This is a genomic window from Hydrogenophaga sp. (assembly GCF_026125825.1).
GTDB lineage: Bacteria > Pseudomonadota > Gammaproteobacteria > Burkholderiales > Burkholderiaceae_C > Hydrogenophaga.
The window spans coordinates 16282-32213 of record NZ_JAHCKK010000054.1 but is presented as its reverse complement, the minus strand read 5'-3'; the positions used below and the strand labels follow the sequence as shown (position 1 = coordinate 32213).

General features: G+C 68.1%; 14 protein-coding genes. 8 read left to right on the top strand and 6 right to left on the bottom strand.

Annotation, left to right across the window (positions count from 1 at the left end; translation table 11 throughout):
• Window positions 1–299: LysR family transcriptional regulator (locus KIT86_RS16575; RefSeq protein ID WP_297400328.1), on the bottom strand; the 299-nt coding region annotated here is incomplete at its 3' end.
• 94 nt (window positions 300–393) lie between these two features.
• Here KIT86_RS16575 and ilvD point away from each other — a divergent pair.
• The gene (gene ilvD / locus KIT86_RS16570) at window positions 394–2100 is read left to right on the top strand and encodes a dihydroxy-acid dehydratase (RefSeq protein WP_297400326.1); all 1707 of its coding nucleotides are present in this window, start codon (window positions 394–396) and stop codon (window positions 2098–2100) included.
• Between the two features lie 25 nt (window positions 2101–2125).
• Here the strand turns inward: ilvD and KIT86_RS16565 are convergent, their stop codons facing one another.
• Window positions 2126–2371 (bottom strand): TIGR04438 family Trp-rich protein, encoded by a 246-nt coding sequence (locus KIT86_RS16565; protein ID WP_297400324.1) that lies wholly within the window; start codon window positions 2369–2371, stop codon window positions 2126–2128.
• 123 nt (window positions 2372–2494) lie between these two features.
• Between KIT86_RS16565 and KIT86_RS16560 the strand changes: the two genes are divergently transcribed.
• Window positions 2495–2809 (top strand): c-type cytochrome, encoded by a 315-nt coding sequence (locus KIT86_RS16560; RefSeq protein WP_297400322.1) that lies wholly within the window; start codon window positions 2495–2497, stop codon window positions 2807–2809.
• A 79-nt stretch (window positions 2810–2888) separates the two neighbouring features.
• Here the strand turns inward: KIT86_RS16560 and acs are convergent, their stop codons facing one another.
• A complete protein-coding gene (gene acs, locus KIT86_RS16555; protein ID WP_297400320.1) occupies window positions 2889–4883 on the bottom strand; it encodes an acetate--CoA ligase in 1995 nt (664 codons plus the stop codon).
• A 149-nt stretch (window positions 4884–5032) separates the two neighbouring features.
• Between acs and KIT86_RS16550 the strand changes: the two genes are divergently transcribed.
• The 4 genes from KIT86_RS16550 (at window position 5033) to proX (ending at window position 9409) form a co-directional block, all read left to right on the top strand.
• Window positions 5033–5632 carry a YqhA family protein gene (locus tag KIT86_RS16550; RefSeq protein WP_297400318.1) on the top strand — a complete coding sequence of 200 codons (600 nt, stop codon included), beginning with the start codon at window positions 5033–5035 and terminating at the stop codon, window positions 5630–5632.
• A gap of 386 nt (window positions 5633–6018) precedes the next feature.
• On the top strand, window positions 6019–7218 hold the full coding sequence (gene proV / locus KIT86_RS16545; protein WP_297400316.1) for a glycine betaine/L-proline ABC transporter ATP-binding protein ProV: 1200 nt from the start codon (window positions 6019–6021) through the stop codon (window positions 7216–7218).
• Window positions 7219–7247: 29 nt separating this feature from the next.
• Window positions 7248–8342: a glycine betaine/L-proline ABC transporter permease ProW gene (gene proW / locus KIT86_RS16540; RefSeq protein ID WP_297400314.1), complete on the top strand. Its 1095-nt coding sequence runs from the start codon at window positions 7248–7250 to the stop codon at window positions 8340–8342.
• A 98-nt stretch (window positions 8343–8440) separates the two neighbouring features.
• A complete protein-coding gene (proX, locus tag KIT86_RS16535; RefSeq protein WP_297400332.1) occupies window positions 8441–9409 on the top strand; it encodes a glycine betaine/L-proline ABC transporter substrate-binding protein ProX in 969 nt (322 codons plus the stop codon).
• A gap of 48 nt (window positions 9410–9457) precedes the next feature.
• Here the strand turns inward: proX and gltS are convergent, their stop codons facing one another.
• The gene (gene gltS / locus KIT86_RS16530; RefSeq protein ID WP_297400312.1) at window positions 9458–10687 is read right to left on the bottom strand and encodes a sodium/glutamate symporter; all 1230 of its coding nucleotides are present in this window, start codon (window positions 10685–10687) and stop codon (window positions 9458–9460) included.
• 16 nt (window positions 10688–10703) lie between these two features.
• Window positions 10704–12101 (bottom strand): class II fumarate hydratase, encoded by a 1398-nt coding sequence (gene fumC / locus KIT86_RS16525; protein ID WP_297400310.1) that lies wholly within the window; start codon window positions 12099–12101, stop codon window positions 10704–10706.
• 152 nt (window positions 12102–12253) lie between these two features.
• On the opposite strand from fumC, the gene KIT86_RS16520 reads away from it, so the two are divergent.
• Window positions 12254–13807, top strand: coding sequence for a fumarate hydratase (locus KIT86_RS16520; protein WP_297400308.1), 1554 nt, complete (start codon window positions 12254–12256; stop codon window positions 13805–13807).
• On the top strand, window positions 13804–14610 hold the full coding sequence (murI, locus tag KIT86_RS16515; RefSeq protein WP_297400306.1) for a glutamate racemase: 807 nt from the start codon (window positions 13804–13806) through the stop codon (window positions 14608–14610). Before KIT86_RS16520 ends, murI begins: the two co-directional genes overlap by 4 nt.
• Here murI and KIT86_RS16510 read toward each other — a convergent pair whose 3' ends face one another.
• On the bottom strand, window positions 14611–15912 hold the full coding sequence (locus tag KIT86_RS16510; protein ID WP_297400304.1) for an MFS transporter: 1302 nt from the start codon (window positions 15910–15912) through the stop codon (window positions 14611–14613). It abuts the gene before it with no gap.
• Window positions 15913–15932: the final 20 nt, after the last annotated feature.

Genomic DNA, 15932 nt, shown 5'->3' with positions numbered 1-15932 from the left:
CCCAGCTCGCCGGCGGCGGCCGCGCGCGCCAGCTCGGGCAGGGCCTGCGCCCGGCCCAGCAGGTCGCGCACCTCGGGCACCAGGGCGCGCCCAGCGGGCGTGAGCGCCACGCTGCGCCGGGTGCGGTCGAACAGGCGCACGCCCAGCGCCTGCTCCAGCCCGGCGATGGCCTGGGTGAGCGGCGGCTGCGTCATGTGCAGGCGCGCGGCGGCCCGGCCGAAGTGCAGCTCTTCGGCCAGCGCCGCGAACTGGCGCCACTGGCGCAATTCGATGCGCAGCGTTTTGCTTGCCTCATTCATATGCCTCGCATATTAATGGACGCCTCCAAAGCAATTGGAAACGAGCGCGGGCCTGACGCATACTTCGCGCACCCTCCCCCACGAAGAGACCCCCATGGCCGACAGCAAAACCATCTCCATCAAGCCCATCAACAGCCGCAGCGCCAACATCACGCAAGGCAAGTCGCGCGCACCCAACCGCTCCATGTACTACGCCATGGGCTACGAGGAAAGCGACTTCAAGAAGCCCATGGTGGGCGTGGCCAACGGCCACAGCACCATCACGCCGTGCAACAGCGGCCTGCAGAAGCTGGCCGACGCGGCCGTGGCCGGCATCGAGGAAGCCGGCGGCAACGCCCAGATCTTCGGCACGCCCACCATTTCCGACGGCATGGCCATGGGCACCGAGGGCATGAAGTACTCGCTGGTCAGCCGCGAGGTGATCTCCGACTGCATCGAGACCTGCGTGCAAGGCCAGTGGATGGACGGCGTGGTCGTCGTGGGCGGCTGCGACAAGAACATGCCCGGCGGCATGATGGGCATGCTGCGCGCCAACGTGCCCGCCATCTACGTGTACGGCGGCACCATCCTGCCCGGCCGCTACAAGGGCCAGGACCTCAACATCGTCAGCGTGTTCGAGGCCGTGGGCCAGAACGCCGCGGGCAACCTGAGCGACGAAGACCTGCGCGAGATCGAGATGCGCGCCATCCCCGGCTCGGGCTCGTGCGGCGGCATGTACACCGCCAACACCATGTCCTCGTCCTTCGAGGCGCTGGGCCTGTCGCTGCCCTACTCCAGCACCATGGCCAACCCGCACGACGAGAAGCAGAACTCGGCCAAGGAATCGGCCAGGGTGCTGATCGAGGCGATCAAGAAAGACATCAAGCCGCGCGACATCGTGACCAAGAAGTCGCTGGAGAACGCCGTGGCCGTGATCATGGCCACCGGCGGCTCCACCAACGCGGTGCTGCACTTCCTGGCCATCGCGCATGCGGCCGGCGTGGAATGGTCCATCGACGACTTCGAGCGCATCCGCAAGAAGACCCCCGTGCTGTGCGACCTCAAGCCCTCGGGCAAGTACCTCGCGGTGGACCTGCACCAGGCCGGCGGCATTCCGCAAGTGATGAAGGTGCTGCTCAAGGCCGGCCTGCTGCACGGTGATTGCCTGACCATCTCCGGCCAGACGATTGAAGAGGTGCTCAAGGACGTGCCCGATGCGCCGCGCGCCGACCAGGACGTGATCCGCCCGATCGACAACCCCATGTACGCCGAAGGCCACCTGGCCATCCTCAAGGGCAACCTCTCGCCCGAGGGCGCGGTGGCCAAGATCACCGGCCTGAAGAACCCGGTCATCACCGGCCCGGCGCGCGTGTTCGACGACGAGCAGTCGGCGCTGCAGGCGATCCTGGACGGCAAGATCGTCGCGGGCGACGTGATGGTGCTGCGCTACCTGGGCCCTAAGGGCGGCCCCGGCATGCCCGAAATGCTGGCACCCACCGGCGCCCTCATTGGCGCGGGCCTGGGCGAAAGCGTGGGCCTGATCACCGACGGCCGCTTCTCTGGCGGCACCTGGGGCATGGTGGTGGGCCACGTGGCGCCCGAAGCCGCCGCGGGTGGCACGATCGCCTTCGTGAACGAAGGCGACTCCATCACCATCGACGCCCACCAGCTCAAGCTCGAACTCAACGTGCCCGAGGCGGAAATCGCCCGGCGCCGCGAGGGCTGGACGCCCCCCGCGCCGCGCTACACGCGCGGCGTGCAGGCGAAGTTCGCTTTCAATGCGGCCAGCGCCAGCAAGGGCGCCGTGCTCGACAACTACTGATCCGCAGGCCCCTGGGGCGAAGCGGTCAGCGCGAGGGGCGCCTGGGCTTGATGCCCAGCGCCTCGCGCTGCTTGTCGATGCGGTCCTTCTTCTTCTGTTCCATCCTCTCCATCGCCTTGCGCTTGGTGTAGCCGCTGGCGTCGGCCCAGGCCCACCAGGCAGCGGCCAGGGCGAAGGGCGACAGCACCCACCACCAGGACCATTCGGCCACCACGCCGAACTCCAGCCACTTCAGCAACGACAGCACGACGCCTGCGATCAGCAAATACATCACAAACTCCGGTAAAGGCCCCGTGAAGCGGGCAAGAAACTGTAAGCGTTCGTTTCTCGGCGGGTGCGGCTCGGTAGAATCGGCCGCGTGACACTTACCTGCATTCACCGACAAGGACACCCCATGAAACGCGCTCTCCTGATTATGGCTGCCATGACGACCCTGGCCGCTCCGGCCATCGCCGACGAAGCGCTCGCCAAGAGCAAGAACTGCATGGCCTGCCATGCCGTGGACAAGAAGCTGGTGGGCCCTGCCTACAAGGAAGTGGCCAAGAAGTACGCAGGGGATGCCAAGGCCGTGGACGTGCTGGCCGCCAAGATTGTCAAGGGCTCTGAAGTGGGCAAGGGCAACTGGGGCGCCGTGCCCATGCCGCCCAACCCGCAGGTCAGCGAAGCCGAGGCCAAGAAGCTGGCGGCCTGGGTGCTGAGCATCAAGTAAGCCACCCGATCACCGCCCAAAAAAACCCGCTGGCCTCCAGCGGGTTTTTTATTGCCGGCGCGGCGCCGGCCTGGGTGCCTCAGTTGGTCTCGGCCAGCTGTTCGAGGATGGCCGGGTTTTCCAGCGTCGAGGTGTCCTGCGTGATGGCCTCGCCCTTGGCGATGGAGCGCAGCAGGCGGCGCATGATTTTGCCGCTGCGGGTTTTGGGCAGGTTGTCGCCGAAGCGGATGTCCTTGGGCTTGGCGATCGGGCCGATTTCCTTGCCCACCCAGTCGCGCAGCTGCTTGGCGATGGCCTTGGCTTCTTCCCCGGTCGGACGGGCGCGCTTGAGCACCACGAAGGCCACGATGGCCTCACCGGTGAGGTCGTCGGGGCGGCCCACCACCGCGGCTTCGGCCACCAGGTCCGTCTTGCCCACCAGCGCAGACTCGATTTCCATGGTGCCCATGCGGTGGCCCGAGACGTTGAGCACGTCGTCGATGCGCCCGGTGATGCGGAAGTAGCCCCGGTCGGCGCTGCGCACCGCCCCGTCGCCCGCCAGGTAGTAGCCCCTGAGCTCTTCGGGGAAGTAGCTCTTCTTGAAGCGCTCCGGATCGCCCCAGATGGTGCGGATCATGGAGGGCCAGGGTTTCTTCACGACCAGAATGCCGCCCGCGCCGTGAGGCACGTCGTTGCCCGCCTCATCGACGATGGCCGCGGCAATGCCCGGCAGGGGCAGCGTGCACGAGCCCGGCACCAGCGGCGTGGCGCCAGGCAGCGGGGTGATCATGTGGCCGCCGGTCTCGGTCTGCCAGAAGGTGTCCACGATGGGGCAGCGCTCGCCACCGACGTGCTTGTAGTACCACATCCAGGCCTCGGGGTTGATGGGCTCGCCCACCGAACCGAGCAGGCGCAGGCTGGAGAGATCGGAGCGCGCCGGGTGGACCTTTTCGTCGCCTTCGGCGGCCTTGATCAGCGAGCGGATGGCCGTGGGCGCGGTGTAGAAGATCGTGACCTTGTGCCGCTCGATCATCTGCCAGAAGCGCCCGGCGTTCGGGTAGGTGGGCACACCTTCGAACACGACCTGCGTGGCGCCAGCCGCCAGCGGGCCGTAGGTGACGTAGGTGTGGCCGGTGATCCAGCCGATGTCGGCCGTGCACCAGAAGATGTCTTCGGGGCGCAGGTCGAAGGTCCAGTTCATGGTGAGCTGTGCCCACAGCAGGTAGCCACCGGTGCTGTGCTGCACGCCCTTGGGCTTGCCAGTCGAGCCCGAGGTGTAGAGCACGAACAGCGGATGCTCGGCGCCCACCATCTCCGCCGGGCAACTGGTGGACTGTTCGGCCATGGCCTCGTGCATGAAGGTGTCGCGGCCGGCGACCATGTTGCAGGCCGTGGGGGTGCGCTGGAACACGATCACGTTCTTGATCGATTCGCAGCCGCCCATGCCGATGCCTTCGTCCACGATGGCCTTGAGCGGCAACTCCTTGCCGCCGCGCAACTGGTAGTTGGCGGTGATCACGGCCACGGCGCCCGCGTCCTGGATGCGCTCCTGCAGGGCCTTGGCCGAGAAGCCGCCGAACACCACGCTGTGCGTGGCGCCGATGCGCGCGCAGGCCTGCATGGCCACCACGCCTTCGACCGTCATGGGCATGTAGATGACGACGCGGTCGCCCTTCTTCACACCGCGCGCCTTGAGCGCGTTGGCGAACTGCGAGACCTTGGCGAGCAGTTCCTTGTAGGTGACCTTGGTCACGTCGCCGTTGTCGGCCTCGAAGATGATGGCGGTCTTGTTCTCGACCGGCGTGCCCATGTGGCGGTCCAGGCAGTTGTACGACGCGTTGAGTTCGCCATCCTCGAACCACTTGTAGAACGGCGCGTGGCTGCTGTCGAGCGTCTTGGTGAAGGGCTTGTGCCAGCTCAGGGTGTCGCGCGCCAGGCGGGCCCAGAAGCCCTCAAAGTCCTTCTCGGCCTCGGCGCACAGCGCCTGGTAAGCCTCCATGCCCGAGACGCGCGCGGCCTTCACGGTGGCGGCCGAGGGCTCAAAGACACGGTTTTCGACCAGGGTGGATTCGATCGTCGACGAAGGCGCGGACATGAAAGTCTCCTCAGTGTTGTGGGCAGATGACAGGCCGGGACTGTGCTCAAGGGCTCTTACGAGTCACTTACAGGACAGGACGCAGACCTACAATACCGCCTGCCGTCTGGCCGCCCATCCCGGGCGCTCGGCACATTGTGTCACCATCCATGAGCGACCCCGTCAAAGTCCAAGCCCCGATCCGCGCGCTGCCCAACCTGATTTTTGCCAGCCGCTGGCTGCAGTTGCCGCTCTACATCGGCCTGATCGCGGCACAGGCCATCTACGTCTTCCATTTCTGGGTCGAGCTGGTTCATCTGATCGAGGCGGCATTCGGCAACGACGCGGCGCTGGCCAAGCTCGTCAGCAGCATCGGCTACAAGAGCGACGTGCAGCTCACCGGCCTGAACGAGACCATCATCATGCTGGTGGTGCTCGCGCTGATCGATGTGGTGATGATCTCCAACCTGCTGATCATGGTCATCGTGGGCGGCTACGAGACCTTCGTGAGCCGCATGCACCTGGAAAACCACCCCGACCAGCCCGAGTGGCTGAGCCACGTGAACGCCTCGGTGCTCAAGGTGAAGCTGGCCACGGCGATCATCGGCATCAGTTCGATCCACCTGCTCAAGACCTTCATCAACGCGGCCAACTACGACGTGAAGGTCCTGATGTGGCAGACCATCATCCATGTGGTCTTCCTGCTCAGCGCCATGGCCATTGCCATGACCGACCGGCTCATGGCCCACCCCGCGGACAACGGCCACTGACCGCGCGCCTTCGGGCGCAGCCTGGGGTTTTCTGCACCCCGGCATGGGCCATCCATGCACAAAAGTTATAATTAGCGCCTCAGCCATCCGGCCCCTGGCCGGGTGGCGCTCATGTGCTACTCGCGGATCGCCCTGCATCCCGTCGCGGCACAGAGATTTCAATGGCCGGTCTTCCGGCCTCGTCGCCGCGTCACTCCCGCACCGTGCCAGCCCCCCAGACAGGGCCCGCTGACCGGGCTTGCGTGATGGCAGGCGCTGGGTTTGCCGATTCGTCGCTGTCAGTGTCTGTCTGCGGTCTTGGATGACCCGGTCGGGCGCGCGCGTGCCCACTGCTTCAAGACCGTTCGCGGTGCCTTGTCCAACTTGCACAGGAGGCAGCACCACCCATGGCCCAACACATTTCCATCGAACACGTCTTCAAGGTGTTCGGCGACCAGCCCGAGGTCGCGCTCCAGCTCGTCCAGGAAGGCCGCAGCAAACAGGAGATCCTGGCCGATACCGGGCAGTCCATCGGGGTCTTCGATGCCCATTTCGAGATCGAGGCCGGCGAGATCTTCGTCATCATGGGCTTGTCCGGCTCGGGCAAATCCACGCTGGTGCGCCTGCTCAACCGGCTGATCGAGCCCACGGCGGGCCGCATCCTGGTCAACGGCCAGAACATCAACGACCTGTCGGACGCCGGCCTGCGCGCCCTGCGGCGCAAGGACATCAGCATGGTGTTCCAGTCGTTCGCGCTGATGCCGCACATGACGGTGCGCGACAACACCGCGTTCGGCCTGGAGCTGGCGGGCGTCAAGCCCGCGCAGCGCCTGGCGCTGGCCGATCAGGCGCTGGAGCAGGTGGGCCTGGCTGGCTGGGGCGACAGCTACCCCGACGAGCTCTCCGGCGGCATGCAGCAGCGCGTGGGCCTGGCGCGCGCGCTGGCCAGCGACCCGTCCATCCTGCTGATGGACGAGGCCTTCTCGGCGCTGGACCCGATCATCCGCACCGAGATGCAGAGCGAACTGCTGCGGCTGCAGCAGGTCCGGCGCCGCACCATCGTCTTCATCTCGCACGACCTCGACGAGGCGATGCGCATCGGCGACCGCATCGCCATCATGAAGGACGGCCAGGTGGTTCAGGTCGGCACGCCCGAAGACATCCTGCGCCAGCCAGCCGACGACTACGTGCGCAACTTTGTGCGCGGCGTGGACGCGGCGGCGGTGTTCAAGGCCGGCGACATCGCGCGCCAGACCCAAGTCGTGGTCGCCGAGCACCCGAACAAGGGCGCGCGCGCCGCGCTCAAGCTGCTGGAAGACAAGGACCGCGACTGGGCCTACGTCGTCAGCCCCGACCAGCGCTACCTCGGCCTGGTCTCGGCGGACTCCCTGCGCCACGCCTTGCAGGACCACGATGGCCCGCTGGGCCTCTCGCGCGCCTACCTGCCCGATGTGCAGGTGGTCCAGGCGGCCCACCCGGTGGCCGAACTCTTCGGACAGGCCGCGAACGCGCCCTACCCCCTGCCCGTCGTGGACGCCCACGGCCGCTACCGCGGCGCCATCAGCAAGAACACGCTGCTGAAGTTCCTGGACCGCGCCGCGGCCTGAGACCGCCTTCACTGGAAAGAGCACACACCATGAACGACACCGACATCGACACCACCGCAGGCCCCACCGCCACCACCGATGCCTGGGGCGCATCCACCGCGCCTGCCAGCGACAACTGGCTCGACACCACGGCGCTCACCGATGGCACCACCCCGATGGGCGACGAAGGCCTTCGGCTCAGCCAGCTTTGGGACGGCTCCTTGCCCGTGGAGAACTGGATCAACGACGCGCTGAGCTGGACGGTGGACCATTTCCGCCCGTTCTTCCAGACCGTGCGCGCGCCCATCGACACCACGCTCACCGGCGTGGAGCAGCTGCTGCTGAGCGTGCCCATGCTGGCCATGGTCGCCCTGATGGGCCTGCTGGCCTGGCAATTTGCCGGCCGCGCCATCGCCATCGGCACCGTGGTCTCCATGCTGCTGGTGGGCATGCTGGGCATCTGGGCCGAGGCGATGGTCACGCTCTCGCTGGTGCTGACCTCGCTGGTGTTCTGCATCGTCATCGGCCTGCCGCTGGGCATCCTGCTGGCCAGCAGCGACCGCACCCAGCGCCTGCTGCGCCCGGTGCTCGACGCCATGCAGACCACGCCGGCCTTCGTCTACCTGGTGCCGGTGGTGATGCTGTTTGGCATCGGCAACGTGCCCGGCGTCATCGTCACCATCGTCTTTGCCCTGCCCCCGCTGGTGCGGTTGACGGACCTGGGCATCCGCCAGGTGCGGCCCGACCTGATCGAAGCGGCGCGCGCCTATGGCGCCTCGCGCTGGCAGATGCTGGCCAAGGTGCAGTTGCCGCTGGCCCTGCCCTCCATCATGGCCGGCATCAACCAGGCGCTGATGCTCTCGCTGTCCATGGTGGTCATCGCTTCGATGATCGCCGTCGGCGGCCTGGGGCAGATGGTGCTGCGCGGCATCGGCCGCCTGGACATGGGCATGGCCACCGTCGGCGGCCTGGGCATCGTGCTGCTGGCCATCGCGCTGGACCGCATCACCCAGGCCCTGGGCCGGCCCGGCCGGGGCGCCCGCCACTGGTGGCAGCAAGGCCCTGCCGGCCTGCTCGTGCGGCTGCTGCGCCCCGCGCCGGCGCGCCACGCGCCGCCCTCCACCACCCCCCTTTCCACCTCCTGAGCGCTCGCGCCCAGGCCCTCCAACCCACCATCGAAAGGAAACCGATGACCTTCCACACGCCCACCCCTTTGTGGCGACATCTGCTTGGCGGCGGCCTCATGGCCTTCGCCCTGGCCGGCCCGGCCCAGGCCCAGAAACTCCCCGGCCAGGGCATTGCCGTGCAGCCGCTGCAAAGCTCGATTGCCGAAGAGACGTTCCAGACGCTGCTGGTGTCGCGCGCGCTGGCCAAGCTGGGCTACGACGTCAAGCCGATCAAGGAAGTGGAGTACCCCACCGCCCACGTCGCCATCGCCAACGGCGACGCCACCTTCATGGCCGACCACTGGGACCCGCTGCACGCAGACTTCTACAAGAACGCCGGTGGCGACGCCAAGCTCTATCGCCAGGGCGCCTACTCGCCCGGCGCAGCCCAGGGCTACCTCATCGACAAGAAGACCGCCGACGCCCACAAGATCACGCGCGTGGACCAGCTCAAGGACCCCGCCATCGCCAAGCTGTTCGACCACAACGGCGACGGCAAGGCCGACCTCACGGGCTGCAACCCCGGCTGGGGCTGCGAGGCGGTGATCGAGCACCACCTCGACGCCTACAAGCTGCGCGAGACAGTCACGCACCAGCAGGGCAGCTACGCCGCCCTGATCGCCGACACCATCACCCGCCTCAAGCAGGGCCAGCCGGTGCTGTACTACACCTGGACGCCTTACTGGGTCAGCGGCGTGCTGCGCCCCGGCCAGGAGGTGGTGTGGCTGCAGGTGCCGTTTTCGTCGCTCCCCGGGGAACAGGCCAAGCTCGACACCCAGCTGCCCAACGGCCAGAACTACGGCTTTGTGCTCAACACACAGCGCATCGTGGCCAATCGGGCATTCACCGAGCAGAACCCCGCCGCGGCGCGGCTGTTCGAGGTGATGGCATTGCCCGTGGCCGACATCAACGCCCAGAACCTGCGCATGCGCGAGGGCCAGAACAAGCCGCAGGACGTGGAGCGCCACACCGACGCCTGGATCAAGGCCCACCAGAAGACCTTCGACGGCTGGATCGCGCAGGCCATGGCGGCTGCGAAGCGCTGACGCCTGCCCCTCTGGAAAGGCCCGGCTTGCCGGGCCTTTTTCATGCGTTCAGCGCGCCAGCAGGCCGATCACCAGCGCGTTGACCAGGTCGATGAAGAAGCCGCACACCAGCGGCACCACGATGAAGGCCCGGGGCGCCGCGCCGTAGGCCCGCACCACCGCGCTCATGTTGGCGATGGCCGTCGCGGTCGAGCCCAGGGCGATGCCGCCGAACCCCGAGCAGATGACGGCCGCTTCGTAGTCGCGCCCCATGAAGCGGAACACGACGAAGGCCGTGAACGCCACCGCCAGCAGCACCTGCAGCGCCATGGTCACGGCCATGAAACCCAGCACCGGCTCCAGTTCCCACAGGCGCAGGCCCATGAGCGCCATGGTGAGGAACAGACCGAGGCAGACGTCGGAGATCAGCGCCACCCCCAGCCGCATGCTCGGCCAGTTCCAGAGGCGCCCGCCCTCGGGCGCCAGCCACTGGCCGGCGCTGCGCAGGCCGATGCCCGCCATGAGGCAGCCCACGAAAGAGGGCAGGTGCAGCCCGGTGAGGGCGAACAGTTCGTTGACGCCCTGCCCCAGCATGAGCGCGAGGTTGAGCCACAGCAGGGCCATCAGCACGCCGTGGTAGTCGAGCCGCAGGTGGGCCTCGTCCTGGTAGCGCGTGCCGACCTCCACGTCGGCCGCGCCCGAGGCCACGATGCGATGGCGCCGCATGAGCCAGGCCGCCAGCGGCCCGCCCACCAGACAGGCCGAGACCATGCCCACCATGTTGGCCGCCAGGCCCAGCTCGCCCGCGTTGGCAATGCCCAGGCGGTCCACGAAATGCGGCGTCCAGGCCAGCGTCGTGCCCACACCGCCGGTGAGCGAGATCGAGCCGGCCATGAGGCCCGCGCGCGCGTCCATGCCGAACGCGCTGGCCGCGGCCATGCCGACACCGTTCTGCAGCAGCATGAAGCCCGTGGCCAACAGCAGCAGCACCACCAGCGAGCGGCCACCCTCGCGCAGGGTGCGCACATCCGTGCCCAGGCCGATGGCAGCGAAGAAGTACAGCAGCAGCATGTCGCGCGCGCCCAGCTCGAACACCACCCGCACGTCCAGTGCGTAGTACAGCGAGCACACCACCAGCGCGCACACCATGCCGCCCACCACGGCCTCCGGGATGTTGTAACGCTGCAGCCAGACGTGGCGCTGCGTGAGCCACTTGCCGACGAAGAGCAGCAGGATGGCGAGCGTGAAACTGGCGAAAGGATCGACGAGGAAACTGGTGCGCCAGGGGAAAGGGATCATGGCCCCATCGTAGCGCTCAGCGCCCGGTCATCTTCTCCGGCACCACCCACTGGTCGAACTGCTCGGCCGTCACATGGCCCAGCGCCAGCGCGGCCTCGCGCAGCGTGGTGCCCTCCTTGTGCGCCTTCTTGGCGATCTGGGCGGCCTTGTCGTAGCCGATGTGCGTGTTCAGCGCCGTCACCAGCATCAGCGAGCGGTCCACCAGCTCGGTGATGCGGGCGAGGTTGGGCTCGATGCCGGCCGCGCAATGGTCGTTGAAGCTCCTCATGCCGTCGGCCAGCAGGCGCACGCTCTGCAGGAAGTTGTTCGCCACCATGGGTCGGAACACGTTGAGCTCGAAGTTGCCCGAGGCCCCGCCGAAGTTGATCGCCACGTCGTTGCCGAACACCTGGGCCGCCAGCATGGTCACGGCCTCGCTCTGCGTCGGGTTGACCTTGCCCGGCATGATGGACGAGCCGGGCTCGTTCTCGGGGATGCTGAGCTCGCCGATGCCGCTGCGCGGTCCGCTGGCCAGCCAGCGCACGTCGTTGGCAATCTTCATGAGGCTGGCCGCGAGCGTCTTGAGCGCGCCGTGCGCGTGCACCAGGGCATCGACGCTGGCCATGGCCTCGAACTTGTTGGGCGCGGTGACGAAGGGCAGACCCGTGAGGCGGGCCAGCTCGGCCGCCACCTGCTCGGCATAGCCCTTGGGCGCGTTCAGGCCGGTGCCCACCGCCGTGCCGCCCAGCGCCAGCTCGCACAGGTGCGGCAGGGCCGCGCGCACATGCGCCTCGCCATGGGCGAGCTGCGCCACCCAGCCCGAGAACTCCTGCCCCAGCGTGAGCGGCGTGGCGTCCTGCAAATGGGTGCGGCCGATCTTGACGATGCCGTCGAAGTCGCGCGCCTTCTTCTCCAGCGTGCCGCGCAGCAGCGCCAGCGCCGGCAGCAGGCGGTGCGTGAGGGCCTCCACCGCCGCCACGTGCATGGCGGTTGGGAACACGTCGTTGCTCGACTGGCTGCGGTTCACATCGTCGTTGGGGTGCACCAGGCGCCCCTCGCCACGCTCGCCGCCCAGCAGCTCGCTGGCGCGGTTGGCCAGCACCTCGTTCACGTTCATGTTGGTCTGCGTGCCCGATCCGGTCTGCCACACCACCAGGGGGAACTCCACCTCGTGGCCGCCGGCAATCACCTCGTCGGCCGCCTGCGCGATGGCCCGGGTCTTCTTCTCGTCCTGCAGGCCCAGCGCATGGTTGACCACCGCCGAAGCGCGCTTGACCTGCGCCAGCGCGCGGATCATCTCGCGCGGCTGGCGCTCGCCCGAGATGTCGAAGTTCTGCAGCGAGCGCTGCGTCTGCGCGCCCCAGAGCCGCGCGGCCGGGACATCGATGGGGCCGAAGGTGTCGCGTTCGCTGCGGGTGTCCGGACGGGTGTTCATGGGGTGGCCTGACCTGTCAAAATAGAGGGCTTGGGACAGCCTCTGCCCCAAGGTCTACCAGCATAGCTCCAACGAAAGCCATTCTCATCCCATGGCCTCTTGAAGCCCTGCCCCGGCCGCCGACACGATTTGCACCCAACGCCCACGACACCATGACGACCACCATCCGCCAGGCCGACCTCATCGAATCCATCGCGGCCGCGCTGCAGTACATCAGCTACTACCACCCCGCCGACTACATCGCCCACCTCGCCCGTGCCTACCAGCGCGAGCAGAGCCCAGCGGCCAAGGACGCCATCGCGCAGATCCTGACCAACAGCAAGATGAGCGCCACCGGCCAGCGCCCGATCTGCCAGGACACCGGCATCGTCAACGTCTTCCTCAAGGTCGGCATGAACGTGCGCTGGGAAGGCTTCACCGGCGGCCTGGAAGACGCCATCAACGAAGGCGTGCGCCGCGGCTACAACCACCCCGACAACACGCTGCGCGCCTCGGTCGTGGCAGACCCTCAGTTCGCCCGCAAGAACACCAAGGACAACACGCCCGCCGTGATCGTCACCGAGCTGGTGCCCGGCGACACCGTGGAAGTGACCGTGGCCGCCAAGGGCGGTGGCAGCGAAAACAAAAGCAAGATGATCATGCTCAACCCCGGCGACTCGGTGGTCGACTGGGTGCTCAAGACCGTGCCCACCATGGGCGCGGGCTGGTGCCCCCCGGGCATGCTGGGCATCGGCATCGGCGGCACGGCCGAGAAGGCGGTGCTGATGGCCAAGGAAAGCCTGATGGACGACATCGACATGTACGAGTTGCAGGCCAAATCCGCCCGGGGCGAGAAGCTCGACCAGGTCGAGGAACTCCGGCTGGAGCTGTACGAGAAGGTCAACGCCCTGGGCATCGGCGCGCAAGGCCTGGGCGGCCTGACCACCGTGCTCGACGTCAAGATCAAGATGTACCCCACGCACGCGGCCAGCAAGCCCGTGGCCATGATCCCCAACTGCGCGGCCACGCGCCACGCGCACTTCGTGATGGACGGCAGCGGCCCGGTCTACCTGGAGGCGCCGAGCCTGGACCTCTGGCCCAACGTGAACTGGGTGCCCGACACGCAAAAGAGCAAGCGCGTGGACCTCAACACGCTGACCAAGGCAGAAGTCGCCAGCTGGAAGCCGGGCGACACCTTGCTGCTCAACGGCAAGATGCTCACCGGCCGCGACGCCGCGCACAAGCGCATCAAGGACATGCTGGCCAAGGGCGAGAAGCTGCCGGTGGACTTCACCAACCGCGTCATCTACTACGTGGGCCCGGTCGATCCGGTGCGCGACGAGGCCGTCGGCCCGGCAGGCCCCACCACCGCCACCCGCATGGACGGCTTCACCGAGATGATGCTGGCTGAAACCGGCCTGATCGCGATGATCGGCAAGTCCGAGCGCGGCCCGGTCGCCATCGAGGCCATCAAGAAACACCAGAGCGCCTACCTCATGGCCGTGGGCGGCGCGGCCTACCTGGTCTCCAAAGCCATCAAGACCGCCAAGGTGCTGGGCTTTGCCGACCTGGGCATGGAAGCCATCTACGAATTCGACGTGGTCGACATGCCCGTGACCGTGGCCGTGGACGCCGGCGGCACCAGCGCGCACATCACTGGCCCGGCCGAGTGGCAAAAGCGCATCGCCACCGGCGAGTTCAAGGGCATCGAGGTCGCCGCCGCTTGAAAACCGTCGGTGTGTTCGACAGCGGGGTCGGCGGCCTGAGCGTGCTGCGGGCCCTGCTCGCCGAACTGCCCGGCACGCGCTTCGTCTATGCCGCCGACAGCGCCCACGCGCCCTACGGCGAGCGCACGGCGCAGGACGTGTCGGCGCGCACGCACCGCATCACCGCGCAGCTGCGCGAGCAACACGGCATCGACGCCCTGGTGGTGGCCTGCAACACCGCCACGGCCCACGCCATCGACGACCTGCGCAAGGCCTACCCCGAGATGCCCATCGTGGGGGTGGAGCCCGCCCTCAAGCCCGCCGCGGCCCTGAGCCGCAGCGGCGGCATCGGCGTGCTGGCCACGCGCGGCACGCTCCAGAGCGCGCGCTTCGCGCAGTTGCGCGACCGGTTGGTGGCCACCGCGCCGCGGCCCTTGCAATTCAGCTGCCAGCCCTGCGACGGCCTGGCAGCGGCCATCGAGCGGCACGACCTGCCCACCATCGAAGCCTTGGGCACGCGCTATGTGCAGGCGCTGCTGCAAAGCCCCCATGGCAGCCCACCCATCGACACCCTGGTGCTCGGCTGCACGCACTACCCGTTCGCGGCCGAACTGCTGGGCCGCCTGTGCGGCCCCGACGTGACGTTGGTGGACACGGGTGTTCCCGTCGCGCGCCGCACGCGCGAGGTGCTGGGCCTGCCCGTGCACTCAGGCGCGCCCGCCGTGCCGCCGGTGCTGCTGTCCAGCGGCCAGCCCTCGGCCCTGGCCGACGCCGCCCGGCGCTGGCTGGGCCTGGGCGTGCAAGCGCGCGCCCTCGCAGCCTGATCAGCTGCCCTGCATCGCGGCCGCGCGCCCGCGCTGCATGTTCACCGGCATCAGCAAGGCCAGGCCGGCCACGAACAGCACCGCCGTGAAACCGATCGCCAGGCGCTGGTTGCCCCCGGTCATCCAGGTGATGGCACCGTAGCTCAGCGGGCCGATGATGCTGGCCACCCGCGTGGCGAAGGTCCACAGGCCGAAGAATTCGGCCAGCTGCGCCGGCGGCGCCAGCATGCCGGCCATGGCCCGGCCCGAAGACTGGCTCGCGCCCATGCACACCCCCGCGATGGCCGCGGCGTACCAGAAGCCGCCCTTGGTGGTGGTCAGCGCCGCGATGATGCACGTCGCCACCCAGCCCACCAGCGTGATGCCCAGCGCGAGCTTGTGGCCCAGGCGGTCCTGCCAATAGCCAAAGGCCAGGGCGCCGAGCGCGGCCGCGATGTTGAGCACGAAGATCAGCACCATGGTCTCCTGCTGCACGAAGCCGATCACCTGCTCGGCGTAGATCGCCGCCAGCGTGATGGCCACGGCCACGCCGCCCTGGTAGGCCGCCACACAGGCCAGCAGCCACATGAAGTCCCGGTAGCGGCGCGCCTGCTGGAAGGTGCGGTGCAGCTGGCGCAGCGATTCACGCCACCCCGCCACCCCGGCGGGCCCGGTCTGCGGCTGCGCGCGCTCGCGCAGCAACGCCAGCGTGAACAGGGCCGCCACGGCGAAGACCGCCGCCGTGATCCCCATCGTCACCGGCACGAACTGCTCGGCCTTCTGGCCCTGCGCCTGGGCCCACAGCACATAGCCCAGGCTCAGCCCCAGCGCCAGCATGCCGCCCACGTAGCCCAGGCTCCAGCCCCAGCCGCTCACCCGGCCCATGGCCGCCGGCCGGGCCAGTTCGGGCAGGAACGCGGCAACGAGCGACTCGCCCCAGGCAAAGAACACGTTGGACACGACGATGAGCACCATGCCCAGCACCACGGCCCCCGGCCCCACCAGCCCCAGCGCGGCCGTGGCCAGCACGCAGCCCAGGGTGGTCATCATGAGCAGCCGCTTCTTGGCGGCGTGGCGGTCGGCCCAGGCGCCCATGGCCGGGATGGTGAACATCACGATCAGGTGCGAAATGCTCAGGGCCAGCGTCCAGGCGAAGGTCGCCCATTCGGCACCACCGGCCACCGCCCCCACGAAATACGCCGCGAACACCGCGGTGATCACCACCGTGGTGTAGCCGGAATTGGCGAAGTCGAACATGGCCCAGCCGAACACCTCGCGCTTGCGCACGCCGGGGTTCAGGGCATCGGTGGAGAAAAAGGCCATGTCGACTCCAGAGGGCGAGG

Excerpts from the sequence above, each read along its gene's own strand:
- KIT86_RS16510 (WP_297400304.1), bottom strand. The coding sequence starts at position 15,912 with ATGGCCTTTTTCTCCACCGATGCCCTGAACCCCGGCGTGCGCAAGCGC.
- proW (WP_297400314.1), top strand. The coding sequence starts at position 7,248 with ATGAACGACACCGACATCGACACCACCGCAGGCCCCACCGCCACCACC.
- KIT86_RS16550 (WP_297400318.1), top strand. The coding sequence starts at position 5,033 with ATGAGCGACCCCGTCAAAGTCCAAGCCCCGATCCGCGCGCTGCCCAAC.
- KIT86_RS16560 (WP_297400322.1), top strand. The coding sequence starts at position 2,495 with ATGAAACGCGCTCTCCTGATTATGGCTGCCATGACGACCCTGGCCGCT.
- ilvD (WP_297400326.1), top strand. The coding sequence starts at position 394 with ATGGCCGACAGCAAAACCATCTCCATCAAGCCCATCAACAGCCGCAGC.
- gltS (WP_297400312.1), bottom strand. The coding sequence starts at position 10,687 with ATGATCCCTTTCCCCTGGCGCACCAGTTTCCTCGTCGATCCTTTCGCC.
- KIT86_RS16520 (WP_297400308.1), top strand. The coding sequence starts at position 12,254 with ATGACGACCACCATCCGCCAGGCCGACCTCATCGAATCCATCGCGGCC.
- proV (WP_297400316.1), top strand. The coding sequence starts at position 6,019 with ATGGCCCAACACATTTCCATCGAACACGTCTTCAAGGTGTTCGGCGAC.
- proX (WP_297400332.1), top strand. The coding sequence starts at position 8,441 with ATGGCCTTCGCCCTGGCCGGCCCGGCCCAGGCCCAGAAACTCCCCGGC.
- KIT86_RS16565 (WP_297400324.1), bottom strand. The coding sequence starts at position 2,371 with ATGTATTTGCTGATCGCAGGCGTCGTGCTGTCGTTGCTGAAGTGGCTG.
- fumC (WP_297400310.1), bottom strand. The coding sequence starts at position 12,101 with ATGAACACCCGTCCGGACACCCGCAGCGAACGCGACACCTTCGGCCCC.
- acs (WP_297400320.1), bottom strand. The coding sequence starts at position 4,883 with ATGTCCGCGCCTTCGTCGACGATCGAATCCACCCTGGTCGAAAACCGT.